This window comes from Bacillus sp. TH22, assembly GCF_016651015.1.
In the GTDB taxonomy this organism is placed as follows: domain Bacteria; phylum Bacillota; class Bacilli; order Bacillales; family Bacillaceae_G; genus Bacillus_A; species Bacillus_A mycoides.
In genome coordinates this window covers 5,141,088-5,155,786 of the sequence record NZ_JAEKER010000001.1, presented here as the reverse complement: position 1 = coordinate 5,155,786, position 14,699 = coordinate 5,141,088, and the positions used below count along the sequence as shown (strand labels likewise).

At 34.5% G+C, this 14,699-nt stretch carries 7 protein-coding genes; all 7 read right to left on the bottom strand.

What is annotated here, in order from left to right:
- Window positions 1-3: 3 nt before the first annotated feature.
- Window positions 4-6,240 (bottom strand): hypothetical protein, encoded by a 6,237-nt coding sequence (locus JFU18_RS26260; RefSeq protein ID WP_201050372.1) that lies wholly within the window; start codon window positions 6,238-6,240, stop codon window positions 4-6.
- Window positions 6,241-6,532: 292 nt separating this feature from the next.
- Window positions 6,533-10,381: a hypothetical protein gene (locus JFU18_RS26255; RefSeq protein WP_207192164.1), complete on the bottom strand. Its 3,849-nt coding sequence runs from the start codon at window positions 10,379-10,381 to the stop codon at window positions 6,533-6,535.
- Window positions 10,382-10,402: 21 nt separating this feature from the next.
- Window positions 10,403-12,139, bottom strand: a complete 1,737-nt coding sequence (locus JFU18_RS26250; RefSeq protein WP_201034152.1) for a hypothetical protein — start codon at window positions 12,137-12,139, stop codon at window positions 10,403-10,405.
- Between the two features lie 15 nt (window positions 12,140-12,154).
- A complete protein-coding gene (locus JFU18_RS26245; protein WP_201031495.1) occupies window positions 12,155-13,486 on the bottom strand; it encodes a hypothetical protein in 1,332 nt (443 codons plus the stop codon).
- Between the two features lie 12 nt (window positions 13,487-13,498).
- Window positions 13,499-13,876: a Low copy number virion structural protein gene (locus JFU18_RS26240; RefSeq protein WP_201034153.1), complete on the bottom strand. Its 378-nt coding sequence runs from the start codon at window positions 13,874-13,876 to the stop codon at window positions 13,499-13,501.
- Window positions 13,877-13,889: 13 nt separating this feature from the next.
- On the bottom strand, window positions 13,890-14,264 hold the full coding sequence (locus JFU18_RS26235; protein ID WP_201031496.1) for a Low copy number virion structural protein: 375 nt from the start codon (window positions 14,262-14,264) through the stop codon (window positions 13,890-13,892).
- Between the two features lie 44 nt (window positions 14,265-14,308).
- Complete coding sequence (locus tag JFU18_RS26230) at window positions 14,309-14,692, bottom strand: hypothetical protein (protein WP_085311997.1); 384 nt, start codon at window positions 14,690-14,692, stop codon at window positions 14,309-14,311.
- Between the last annotated feature and the right edge of the window lie 7 nt (window positions 14,693-14,699).

Sequence of the window (14,699 nt, the reverse complement as noted above, 5' to 3'; positions counted from 1 at the left end):
CAACTACTCATGTTCAAGATGTATTTGAAATTGTAATGGAGCAAGCCCAACATAATCTGTTCCCTTTGTTACTTTTAACCAAAACTTCATTGTATTTTCCGGATCTACATAAGGAATCTTGATACTATCTTGATATTGACCTGGTTTACCATTACTGTCTAACGCAAGATCCGCCCATGACCATCCAAATTTATCTTCATATTGAGCAATACTTAAATTCACATTATTCGCTCGTGCAACTGAAGGATTCACAAGTTCTAGCATAATTTCTGATTTCCCTGATATCATATCTGGCAATCGAGTTTGTGCTAATGTTGAAAGCTCCTCACCTGAAAATTTAATTTCTAAATTAGATCCGAATCCATATACATCTCCACCATAAAATGTAGTCTTAATAACACCTAATTCTTTACCTTCTACATTTGTCAAAATAACTTTACCTGTAAATTCTAGTGACGGGAGAGTAATTTGAATACCAGTGTTATACCCTGTATTTCCATTGAAAATAATTCCCCCAAATTCATCTTCCATCTGCACACTTATATTCGGCGCTATATTAGCAATGGTTAACTTTCTTCCTCTTGTAGCAATAATGGAATCAATATCAAGATTTACAAATTTTGAATTCGATCCTTTTTTTAATACAACACCAAACTTACTACAGTTCATTCTATCTGAGTCGTAAAAATTAAAACCTTCGCCATAATCAGAAAAAAACGTCCAATCTTCATTATCTTTGCACGCCATCCACTTCAATTCAGTTGTTTCTCGAGTACCATCTTCTGTTTCTAAGAACTCGATATTCTCCTCACCGTTTTTCCAAACGATAATACCGCCTTTGTCATCTTCATGGGTTGGCGTATAATCAGCAGATACTTCAAATGCAAATTCTTTCTCATTTGGAAGATCTGCAAGTAATAATGTGTCACGCGAAACATTGTGTAGCATTCTAAAATATCCTTTTCGATCAATTAAAGAATAGCTACCGACAGGAGATGCAATCCATCTGGAATCGAACGTATCAAAATCATCCTTAAAGATTAAACCACTTCTTATTTGATATGGTTTTAATTTCTCATCGGGTAGCTTTAATAGTGTTGCACCTTCTTCTAAGTCAATAGCATCGATACTGATGTATTTCCCTGACAACTCAATAACGTGAATCATATCTTCAAGGTTTTTCTTTTCATATGCAAACGTTTGATATTGCATACCTTCCCCTGAAAGTTTAAGGATCTCCTTTTGACCATCGATTTTCAATTCAATGTCTTCCGGATAAGATGGACTTGTCATACTAATTAATCGGAACTTAGTACCCTTGAATACAAATCTAGCTGATATGGTGCTATCGTTATTGTCTTCTTTACTCTTCCAATGATGAGTATTATTGTAGCAACTAACATCAGCTTCAGTTGTTTTCCAGAAACCGTTGTATTCAATATTTTTATGAGTATCATCGAAACGTACCCAACCAGGTTCCGGCTCAACTAACTTGTCACCTAATCTAGTAAGTAAGTATCCGTCAGCATCAATGTCAATGGAATCTAACGACATAGCTTTACCAATCACTTTTACAGTATGCTTGCCACGGTCTAAACCTATTTTCTCGTAACGTATGACTTGGTTACCTGAAGGACTATTGTAAACCATAGTTTCTTCTTTACCATCAATAAGCACTTTAGAAGTTGCATCGTAACCACTGTCGCCATAAGCTAGAACTCTAAGTTTAGTACCTACAAACTCAAATTCGAAACTCGTGTCAAGTTTCTTGTCGAGATTGTAATGAGTTGTCTTGTTGTAGTGCTTATCATTACCCGTGGTTAGTTTCCAGTTACCGATATAACGAATTAATGGATCAGTATCATCAATACGTCTCCAACCTTTTTCAGGCTCTGTAAGAACAGTACCTGCACCAGGTCGTGAAACAAGACTACCAGTGTCATCAATATCAATAGCATCCATTCGGAAGTCATATTCTAAAGCACCGGGTTGAGTTGTAATAACTGTTACCGTTACATCGTGCTCAATATCTTCTAAACCGAGTTTCTCATATTTCAAGACTTGGTTTGTATCTTGTGTTGCAATAGCGTCAAAATACTCTTCCGGTAAGTCATCTATTTTTACTCTGATTCTATCTGAATAATATTGATTAGTAGCACAACCAATAATGAGTCGTAACTTAGTACCTTTAAACCTGAATACCATACTTGCATTTTTACCCTTTTTAGCACAAGTACTTTTTCCGCCATAAGCACCGTTATAGGCTACGTTTTTACTCCAGTTAGCATCATATTGAATGTATGTGGAGTTGTCATCATAACGTTTCCATCCGTAATTCGGATAATTTGAAATATCACCGATACTTACAGGTAGTCTATCAATGTGTCCAGTAGCGTCGATATCAACACCAATAAATTGAGGGTTCCAACCTTCATGAGTTCCACCATTGACTGTTACCACGTGGTATCCTTCATCTAGGTTAAGTACTTCACAAGCAATTTTAGCTGGTCCGGATACAGGGAACATATTAACAGGATACTTCACTCCGTCAATTAATACGTGACCAAGTTGTTCTTCATTGGAGCCTAAGTTAGACGAATAAATCAATCTAAGTTTTGTACCGAAGAATCTAAATTGAATTTTATCAAACGAGTACTTGATTGGTGGTGTTTGATTTTGGTAATCCATGCCACCAGTATAATCGAAATACATATTCTCCTTCGTGAAACGTTTCCAACCGTCTTCTGGTGTAGCTAAGAAATCTCCAACTGTTATAGGTGGTTTTTCAATATAACCATCTGCATCAATGTCAATTGCATCAATATTAAGTCGATAAGTGCCTTTAGTTCCACACTGAATTCTAACTCTATACTTCCCTTTAGTTAAGCCTAACTTCTCATATGCAAGACCTTGATATACCTTAGCAGATGCTATCTCGCTATACTTTTCTGTCACGCCATCAATTGTAATTGATATGTCATCTGTACGATATGATGCAACATCGAAGCAAGTAATAATTCTAAGCCGAGTTCCATAAAAATCGAATTCAACTGCACCGGTAGAGTCCTTATCTGCTACATAATGGCAAGTACCGTTATACCAAGAAGAATGTGAACCTTTTTCCCAAGTACCTTGATATTTAAGTAACGAGTCGGTTCCATCAAGGCGTTTCCAACCTGCCTCTGGCTTTTTTAGTTGGTCCCCGATCTTAACTGATGGCTTACTTCCAATTGAACCAGATTCATCAATGTCAATAGCATCGAGATTTATATATTTACCTTTTATTTCAACCGTATGCAATTTATTTGATAAACCTAACTTCTCGTATATTAACGACTTGTAGACAGCAGCTAAGCCTGAAGGTCTAAAGAAGTTGATAGTTTCTTCTACTCCATCGATTAAAATCTTAGCGTCAGGGTCATATAAGGATACTCCAATTCCGATAATTCTAAGTTTCGTTCCTGTAAAGTTAAACTTTATCGAAACCGGGTTAGCATCAGCTGGTGTGTTTGAAGTTGAATGTTTATAATGAATAGTGTTCTTGTAGCATCTACCATCAGCATCGCTTGTTGCCCATACACCATTGTATTCAATATTACTATCTGTATCGTCAATTCGTTTCCATCCAGGTTGAGGCTCAAATAATATATCACGAAGGTTAGTAGAAGTTTCTACTAAATCACCGCCTTTTATATCAAAAGCGTCTACTGTCATTAACGTACCTGTGAGTTTCACTGTATGAACGCCGTCGGGTAAGTTTTTCTCGTATAATATAACCTGATACTGAGTCTTGGCCCGGTCAGTTGTAGTGTTAACCTTATATTTCTCAGTCACACCGTCAATTTCAATGGAAACATCCTCCCAAGAACTTTCGGAGTAGGTTGCTGAAATGACACGAAGACCAGTACCTTTGAAAGAGAACTCTACTGTCCCTAATGTCCTGTTCGAGTAGTCTGGAACTCTAAAGGTTGCCGTTTTATTGTATCCGCCTTCATACCCTCCGTCCTTAGCTAAAGACCAGTAATCACCTCTGTAATGAATTAGCGGATTTGTATCATCTACACGAGTCCATCCTGGTTCAGGTTGTAATAGAATGTCTCCTACTTTAGCAGGTAATTTTCCAACTGATCCTGCTTGATCAATATCGATAGCATCAAAAGTTAACGGAAAAGGCGAATTAGTTCCAGATTTAATAACCACATTGTGAACACCTTCTGCTAAACCAAGTTTCTCATAAACCAATGTTTGATAGCCAACTTTACTAGCTTGCTCACTGTAAGTTTCCTCTTTACCATCGATTATAATCTTAATATCGTTACTTCGATGCTGAGCCTCGTGTACACAACCGATAACTCTAAGTTTGGTTCCCGAAAATTGGTATCGTACTTCCCCTGAACCTCCATCAACATAGTGGAATGTATTGTTAAACCATTCAGGAGTAGAAATACCTGACTTCCACCAGTCACCAACATATTTAAAAGAATTGTCCGTATCGTCAATACGTTTCCAACCACTTTCAGGTTGAGATAACTGGTCCCCTACTTTAGCAGGTGGTTTCACTAATTCTCCACCTAGAACGTCAATAGCATCCATTATGATACCGTTAGGTGCTACTAGCTTAACCGAGTGCACTGCGTCTGGTAATCCTTGTTTCTCATATAGAAGTGTTTGCCATTGGTCTGAAGAACCTGTAATACTGTATTTCTCAGTAACCCCATCTATTAATACATCTACAGGACCATAACCAGAAGTAGTAGTAATCATTTTAGAAACAATTCGCAAACCAGTTCCTTTAAAGCTAAATTCTATGTCACAACTAAATCTAGAAAATGTATTTGTTGAATCGTAGTACCTAGAATCCGTTGCTAGCTCCCATGTACCTGAACCATATTTAATCAATGAATGTCTATCATCGAATCGAGTCCATCTACTTTCCGGTTGGAGTAAAACATCCCCTACTTTAGCAGGTGGTACCATTGATCCATTTTCATCAATATCAATTGCATCTAGGTGCATGAATACACCCTTTAACTCAACAGTATGAATTTCATCAGTTAAACCTTGCTTATCAAATAATAGTACTCTAGCCGGTGAAACATCTCTATCAGCATAAAAGCTAATTGTTTCAGGTTTACCATCAATAATTATTTGAGCTTCTCTATCGTAAGTGTTATTAGAAACACCGATAACTCGAAGTTTAGTTCCTTTAAACTTGAATGTTACAGACATAGCACTATTGTCAATCGAACTTTGCTTTGCATGCTTAAATCGAGCGGTAGAATTGTGGTATTCAGGAAGATTGTCTATTAACGTCCAATTACCTGAATACTTAATATTAACATCAGTATCATCAATTCGTTTCCAACCATCTTCAGGTTGAAGCAGAATGTCACCTACTTTAGCAGTTTTCACTAATTCTCCATCAAGAATGTCAATAGCATCCATTATAATTCCTTCAGGACCCTCAAGTTTAACTGAATGAACTTCATTTTTTAGACCCTCTTTATTGTAAAGTAGAACTTTCCAGTTATCTGAACCTAGTACTGGATTGTACGATTCTTTGACACCGTCGATCGTTACATCTACAGGACCATAACCTAGATTAACACTTTTAGAAACAAGTCTGACACCTGTACCCTTAAAAGAAAATTCTACAACTGATTTGGTAACGGAATATACCACTGTACTATTATAGTACCTATCATCAGTTACTCTATTCCAAGCACCATCACCATACTTAATTAATGAATCAGCATCATCGAAACGATTCCAACCAGGATCAGGTTTATCTAATATCTCCCCTACTTTTTTTGGTGTAAATACATAACCATCAGAATCGATATCAATTGCATCAAGATTTAAGTATATACCTCGAATCGTTACTGTATGCGGCCCTTTATTAAGATTTATTTTCTCATATATAACAGCTTGCCTTTTCCCCTCCCATGCATAGTAATCTAATCTCTCAGGATTACCATCAATAGTGATTGTTGCATAGCTATCATAACCACCATTATTGGCAAGTCCAATAATGCGAAGTTTAGTACCTACGAAAGAAAATTTAATATATACTAGGTTTGATGGGTGACTAGACTCTTTATAGTGGAATGTTTTCGAATAATCATCAGAATATTTAGAATATCCACTAAGCCAATTTTCTCCTTCAAAGATAATATTCCTATCGCTATCATCAATACGCTGCCACCCTGTTTCGGGCTGAGTTAATACTCTCACCATCATATCACCTCTCCATTTTTATCTTAAAATAATTTCAATTGCTCCATCAGTAGCAATTACTATGCCCTAACTATTTGTACTAACAGCTTGATGGATCAATAAATTTAAATATTTCATGCATAACAGAAAGGAACTAATTTACTTATTAAAAGACATTTATAATACAATTGAACTGCTTAAGCTTTTACTTTTACAACAGCTCAGCAGTTCAATTTTAGAAATTACATAATTTCATGAAAATACAAATATTCGATATCATATACTTAAATAAAAGCTAATCTAGCACTCTACTTTATTATCTCGTTTTCTTCCAATTCCAATTATTCCACCAAGATTCCCGGCTATGTTTTAACCATATTTTTGGTTCTTCTTCGATTAATATATCGCTTTCCTCAAATTCAACCGGCTCTTCTGCCTGATAGATATTTTCTAATTTAAACGTATCGTTTTCAACAAGTATACTTTCGTCGTCTACAATGCGATTAAATTGTTCTATTTCATCTATATTCGTATGAACAAGATTTCTTCTATTCACTGGAGTTGATTGGATCTCTATACTAGATAATTCTCTTACATTTTCAAACATACCGTATGTATTTATGGATGCTTTATGAGTTGATTTTCTTTCCCATTCATATAGCTCATGAATATTTGAAGCCTCTTCAATTGACTTCCGATGCATATCCTTCAATTCTAAAATATTCATCATTATATTTCGTACTGTACGTTCTACTTCTTCATTCTTCACTACATTTGTATTAAATTCTCTTATATCTTTATGAAATTGATCCGTGACTACTATATTTGCCTCTGCCTCTTTCATAAGCTTTTCCATTGGGGCAGATGTAATATTCTTTACATACCAGTTTCGATCATTCATTGCAGTTTCATATTGTTCAATACTAATCTGTAACTCTCTGTCAATGATCTTAAAATTCTCTTTATCAATCATTTTTGCAGCTAATTCTTTTACGACTTTTACATTATCTATCGTTGCAACAGTCGCATCAACTTCTTGCAAGACATTGCCAAACTGATAGAATGAACTAATTTCTGCTCTTGTTTCATTTTCTTTATTCATTATTTCATACGTATCTATATTTGTTTGTAATTCTCTTTGGATCCTTGCAAACAAATCATAATCTGGTAAATAAACTGGAATCCCTAATCCTTCGAATAGATCAAACTCTTCATACGATGCTTCTATTTCTTTTTCTTTTTCTAATACAAAAGTATCACTTTCAACAAGTATACTTTCACTGTCTACTGTTCGGCTGGATTGTTCTATGTCACCAATAGTAGTATTAAAAGTATTGTACTTATTCGTTAAAGTTGTACGGATTTCTTCACTAGCTAGTTCTCTTCCAGATTCACTTACATCATATTCATGTATTGATGCTTTATTATCTGACTTTCTTTGCCATTCCGCTGTTTCAAAAATATTTGACTCGTACTCATTATTAATATGTCGCATATCATCTAAATGCTTAATTTTCATTATGAGTTGTTTTGTAAGTCGTTCTAATTCTTCATCCTTAATTACATTTGTATTACGTTCTTTTCTTATTCTCTCGAGTTGATCAGTAGCGATTATATGCGTATCTATTTCTGGCACTTGCTTTGCCATCGGATCAAATATAATACTTTCTGCATACCAATTCCTATCATTCGTTGCGGTTTCATATTGTTCAATACTAGTTTGTAACTCTTTCTCAATATGTCCTATATCATTACTATCAATTATATTAGTTGCTACTTCTTTCACTAGATTACCAATCGAATCAACCGTATTAATTTCTGCCTCTATATTATTTTCTCTATTTGCTATTTCAGCTGTCTCAATATTCGTTAGTAATTCCCTTTGAATCCTTGCAAATAAATCATACTCCGGTAAGTAAACTGGAGTTCCTATTAAATCAAAAAGATCAAATTCTTCGTAACGAGAATCCTGTTCTTTTACGTGTCTATTAACAATGTCATATCCTTCTTCATTATGTGCTATCAATTGTTCTTGCTTTGTAAACTCTACAGGACTAATACATTCTGTTACAATATCGACTTTAACTCTTTCACTTGTTATTGGTTCATTACTTTCTTCACTTATAAACAATCGATCATACAATACAGAATCCGCTACTCTATCATCCTCCACTAACAACTCGTGAAGGTTGCGCTTTGCTAATTCATAGACAATTGTACATGGAGTTTCTATTTCATCTAGAATCCGATCCATGGAAGATATATCCGCTTGAGCAGTATGATACTGTCCATTTACTCGATTAAAACGTTCATATCCATATATACCTATTGCTTCTTGCTCATCTATAACTCGATTAGAAAACTCATAAGAAGGTACATTCACTTCCATTTGTAATACTTTTCTATCTATAGCAGCTACATCAAAAAAGACTCCCTCTTTCTCTTGCATTCTTCTATCTGCTAGATCCGTATCACGAACATTACCATATACTGAACGTATGTCTCTTTTAGCTGAATCAACTGTTATTTGTTTCGCTTGTAGTTCTCTCTGTACACGAGCAAATAAATCATAGTCTGGCATATAAACTGGGATTCCTAAACTATTAAACAGATCAAATTCCTCATAAAATCCGGTCAATTTTTTGATTTGTCTACTAGCAAATTCATAGTTATCTTGAATAGTCCCCAATAATTGTTTATGTATTAGGTCCATTTCCTCATGGTGTATATATTCAGTCCATACATGTTTCGTTTTCTTATTAACTTGTTCGTCATCAGCTAATTTTATTTCTACTTCTTTTGTGAGCACATCACTCTGTATCATTTCTGGAAGATTATAATCCATGTACAAATGATTCTGACTTGATACCATCAATGTTTCTACTAAATTTACCTCATTAGAATGGTACTGTCTTTCCAATAACTCATATTCACTTATGAATTTACTTTCATATTCATGCGTTATATGATTCATGTCATTCATTTCTATGTGAGATGAATCATATTCTATTAATAGTTTTTGAGCGTTATTATATACATGGCCACCATACGTATATATGTCTTGTATTATGCGGTCCGCAAATGACACATCATATTCATTAGTTTGAAGGTCTAAATTTTTACGCTCTAAATCTTCTATATTAATAAATCTTCCATCTATCTTCAGTGCTTTTCTATTTACAAATTCAAAATAATTCATTTCACCATTTCGCTGAATGGCATTTCTATTCGCTGTATTGTAATTTATATTACGAGTCTGTATTTCTCTTTGTTTACGAGCAAACAAATCATAATCTGGCATATAAACCGGAATTCCTGTATCAGTAAATAAATCAAATTCCTCATAAGAAGTAGTTACTTCTCTTGGCATGTTATTATAAAGCTCAAAATCACTTATATCTTGTACAGGTAATTCTTTTTGGCTAATCTCTACATGATCCACATTTCTAACTACAGTACTACATACTTCTTTTTCTCTTCTTTCAGTCAATATTGTTTCATAAAATCCTTCGCCATATAAAATACGTGCAACCTGTACCCATCGCGGTATTTCATCTACATTGGTTGCAAATTCTCGTAATTTCTGTTTTACTCTCTCTTGCTCAATGGGGAGCATATTACCTGCTTTATATATCTTACGATCTGCACTAGACATTTCTGTTACATCTGCATACTTTGTATCTAATCTGCTTCCATTGTTCCCTTCCATATGTTCCATATCAAAAGTTCGGTCATGTTGCATTGCTTTCTGATAGTAATGAACATCTGCAAGAATTTCTTTAAGCGGTTTAGAATCCTGTATGCTTAACAGTTCCATGTTGATACTCCGCATTAGGTTTGCAATATCCACTTTAGCAATATTAGCAGTCACCTCAACTTGCCTTATTGCCTCTACAACAAGGTCTGTTAATATACCTTTTCCCTTTACTATTTTGGTTGCAAATACCCCAGCATCTTCTTCCTTAACAGCTTTGAATCTTGAATATGGCGGCAAACTGACTGGAAAATTATTCGCATTTTTTACAAAAGGATTTAAAACAGAAAGCGAGAGACTATACGTTTTCTTCATTGTTGATCCCAAAGGAATCGAAACAACATGACTCTTCTTTTTCATACATAAAGAAGGGGAAGCAATAGAATAAATTTTCTCACTCACTCTCTGCATTCCCCCTTATATGATTAATGATTAAATATCTTCTTTATAAATAGCTAGACCAATTGGATTAAATGGCGTTGCTTTCGCTTGTGTCATCGGAGAGACTGCGGTAGTCGGCAACGTATAACGATATAATTGTGCAAATTCATAACTTGCTGTAATCTCTACCCCGTTAATTGGGATTTCTTTAAACGTCACTGTTTTATCATCCTCATTTAAAATAAAGTCAGTATTAGGAACTAGAGTACATGCATTGAACAACTTAAGTGTTCCTGCTTTCGGTTTATGCTCTAAATGGAAAACTTTTCTCATTCCATTTCCTTTTCCTAAAGATTCACTTGTAACTTCCTTTTCAATTTCCAATTCATCTGCCTGTTGAATATTTTTTGGGTGAACAGCATAGACATCATCTAATTTCCCAACATATCCATCATTAGGATGAACGATATAAATCTGTGACAAATGATATTTCCCACTATAGACAGATGGATTAAATCGACCTTGTCCACTATCAATATCCATATCGTGAGTAATAAATGATAAATAATGTTTTTGATACATTGCACCTGTGTATGATTGAGCTAATAATACAGAATCATTTCCATTACCTGTATTTTCTCCATAGTCTAAATTTGCATTTCCTATTTTTTTATTAGGCGCATAATTATATTGATCTCCGTTACGACAACCACCTATAATTACAGTGTTTTTACGCGGTGCATTATCAAATGTGTACATTCTTCCAATATATAATGGTACAAATAATGCCCGAACAGGACTTGGTGTTGGATCTACACGCATAAACATAACAATACGGTCTTTATTTCCATTTCCATACATATAAACGACAGAATCACGTTTCCAATCTTTTGTAAAACGGGCTTCTGGTGTAAAACTAATCGGTGTATAAGGCGAAGGATTTACAAAATTAACTGTAGAATATACTTCAGCCATAATACTTTCCATTTTTTGCACGTCAAATGACGTCTTCGCTACTAAAGTATCTAACGTTCCGTCTGCCTTTGGTGCTAGAAAATACACTCCAGAAAATTTAATGTTCTCGGAACTTTTTGGGGCAGTTTGAAATTCAATTGCTGTATCTGAAATTGTATATTCCCCCGGATCAACCATCTGATTATTTCTATAAACCATAAAACGATTTTCATCAAAATTTGAAAACGGCAAATTAAATGATTTTTTCGAACCGGTACCGTTTCCTAAATCACTTTCAGAATCTGATAACTTTACTTCCTTCTCAATAAAATATTGGTTAAACGTAAAGAAAATCATATCATTATTCGGTTCGTATGCATCATTTGTTAATCGATACTCACAGGTGATTTTATCTCCTTTTGCAATCGCTTGATTAAAAATAACTTTCCCCGCTTTAGCATCAACTTTATATTTATCCTTTTCTAGTAAAATGCTATTTACATACACTAATAAAGAACTTTCAACTACAGGAAATGTCGGAATTTGAAATTCCTTTTTCACTCCATCTCCCATGCCTAGCTTTCCTAATGGAGAATCCACAGGAATAAATCTACCGTCTGTGAAATCAGAGTCGCTCGTATCATAAGCATTTGCCACTCCAAATCTGCGCCATTCTCCATCGCTACCTAACGATTCAAATAATCGCACATCAATAAATTTATTGATACCACTTCTAATTTTAAAGTATAACTTTCGACTCCATCCTCGCTCTGTAATCATTTTCTCTAATTCAACTGGTAATGTTTGTAAATAAGCTACTTTATCAAACCACATGTTTTTCTCTCCCCTTTACATTGACTTCTCATAAATTCCTAATCCAGCTGGACGATATGGTGTCGCTGGTCTTTTTGTAATTGGCGAAATCGCATCAACATTATAAAAACGATAAATATCAAATGTATCTGGACAAGTATTCTTTCGCACTTTTAACTTATCCCCATTCAATAATCCTAAAGGAGATAGTAAAACCATATGAGGTAAGAAACCTCGCACACCTTCATCTGGATGAACAATATAAGCACGAGATGTATGAACACGACCACTATATACCGAAGGATTAAATTGATACTTATATTCATCATTATCATGAGACTGCCAAGCTAGTGGATATTGACCACCATTTACTCCTTTTCTATCAGGCGGCATCTCATTTGGAGCAACATTCCAAGCAATATAATGAGCTTGATATCTAGCCCCTAATCGCGAACGCTTAATAATAACGTTATCAATACCATTACCTGGTGATTTAGGATACGTTTTTAAAATTGGCAAGCTATCATTCACATTTCTATATGGTTTCTTATCATTAAAATCAAATGCATGTGAGCTATTTTCTGTACCTGTATCAAATGCTGTCCCAGCCCAAAGTGCGTCACCAATTTGATCATCTTTCGCATAGCTTTCAATTTTGCCCATGTATAAAGGTGTAACCGGAACTACATTATTTTCAAATGCAGGTGTATTATCTGCTTGAATTAATAAAACTACACGATCCTTATCTACTTGGCCAGTCACTCTAACTAATGAATCAGGCCACCAATTTGTTTTCACATCAACCCCTTCTAAATTCGGGTTACGTAATGTAATTTTTACAAACGGTGACATCATAACATCCGTATTAGCATCAGTATATTCTATAATTGTAGAGCCATTTTTTATAACAACATCTGTTTTACTCACTTCTACATCTATTAACATTTTTAGGAAATAATCAAATGCTACTACTGTCGCTGTCCCATCTTTAAATACAGGTTCTTTTTCAATCATATAAACATAAAAACAGGAACGATCAAGATTTCTACTATATCTTAATTTTGCATCCTTAATAAACTCCGCTTTATCCTCTTCCGTATTAAATTTATACGAAATATCCTTTTTAGCAATATCCCAAGATGCGATTTGGACTAATCCATACATAGTCCCTTCTGCATTTTTAATAATTGTATGTTCCGCAATTCCAAATCGGTATAATGCGTCACTACTACCCGAATTCCTTAACAATTCTGAAGGATACCCCGCCTTTTGAAACTTTTTAACCTTTGTCCATCCGTTACTAGTTGCTAGATTTACAAGATCATCTAAAAAACTTCCTTCTTGAAATACCTTTTCAATAAACGCCACTTTACTTCACTCCTAATCTTTTAAAAATTGATAATTAAGCCAAATAGCTTTTTTCTCTAAAGATTTATTTATATATTCAAAACGGATAATTGCTTTCGCAGGAATTTGTTTAACAACAGAAAAATTAAACCCTTCGGGAACATCTTTCATATAAATTTCATCTGCTATTTTTTCATTATTAATATATAAATTCCAATAGTCATTATCGTTATATTTTGATGCACCAATGGAAAATGCAATCATTTCCATATCAACTGGTGCTATAAATTCATTATGATGAATATTTTCATAAACACCTATCCTTCTTCCTTTTATAAAAGGAATCGTTTTGGTTGGAAAGTATGGAGCATCTAATCGGCCACCGACCATATAATTTACAGCAAAACTCATAATCTCCCTCCAATTACTTCAAAAACTGTAAAGCAATCCATACTTGCTTATTATTAATTCCTTGGTTATGAAATTTAAAAATAATTTTATCTCCAACCTTTAATTGCATATAGGACATAAGACTTATACCTTCTGGTATTTTTTTTGTATAAATATCCTCACAGACAATACCGTCATTTACAATAAGCGACCATTTATCATCGATTTCATACATAGAACTACTCACACTAATGGCATAAAACTCCATGTCAATTGGTAATACGTATTCCATCTTATCTTCTGTCCATGCTTTAGAATCCATTATAAAACCTTTCATATACGGAAAAGTTTTCGTTGGATAAAATGGCGCATCTAATCGACCACCAGCTATATAAGTTGTTTCAAACAAAGGTAATCACCCTTTTTATTGTATTAAAAAATCCCCATGCATCATTACGACACATCGGGAATTGGTAAATCAGATAACATACCGCTACCTTTATTAATAAGCCTTGGTTGTACTCGATCTAATTGTTTGTTTGCGTTATAAATTAGTTGCATCTCCATCTTTTTACCCGTTATCTTATGGGATATAAGGACCTTTTCAAGCAGTGCTTGTCCATTAAAAACCAAATCGTAGTGCAGATATTTATCTCCATCAACTGCCGATAACCGAGCACCATCACGAACCAGTGTATACCCCTCGGTCATACCCTCTTTAAAAACATCATTTGGATCGTTACCAGGCATCGGTTTTCCACCGCTGTAAAATTCCCTATCAATTAACCCTTTCATTAAATACATAATAGGATCATATAAGTTCTTTTGCATTATCATAGAATCA

What these genes read in the sequence shown, in the direction of transcription:
- JFU18_RS26260 (WP_201050372.1), bottom strand. Translation starts at nt 6,240, where the DNA reads ATGATGGTGAGAGTATTAACTCAGCCCGAAACAGGGTGGCAGCGTATT.
- JFU18_RS26255 (WP_207192164.1), bottom strand. Translation starts at nt 10,381, where the DNA reads ATGCAGAGAGTGAGTGAGAAAATTTATTCTATTGCTTCCCCTTCTTTA.
- JFU18_RS26250 (WP_201034152.1), bottom strand. Translation starts at nt 12,139, where the DNA reads ATGTGGTTTGATAAAGTAGCTTATTTACAAACATTACCAGTTGAATTA.
- JFU18_RS26240 (WP_201034153.1), bottom strand. Translation starts at nt 13,876, where the DNA reads ATGAGTTTTGCTGTAAATTATATGGTCGGTGGCCGATTAGATGCTCCA.
- JFU18_RS26230 (WP_085311997.1), bottom strand. Translation starts at nt 14,692, where the DNA reads ATGATAATGCAAAAGAACTTATATGATCCTATTATGTATTTAATGAAA.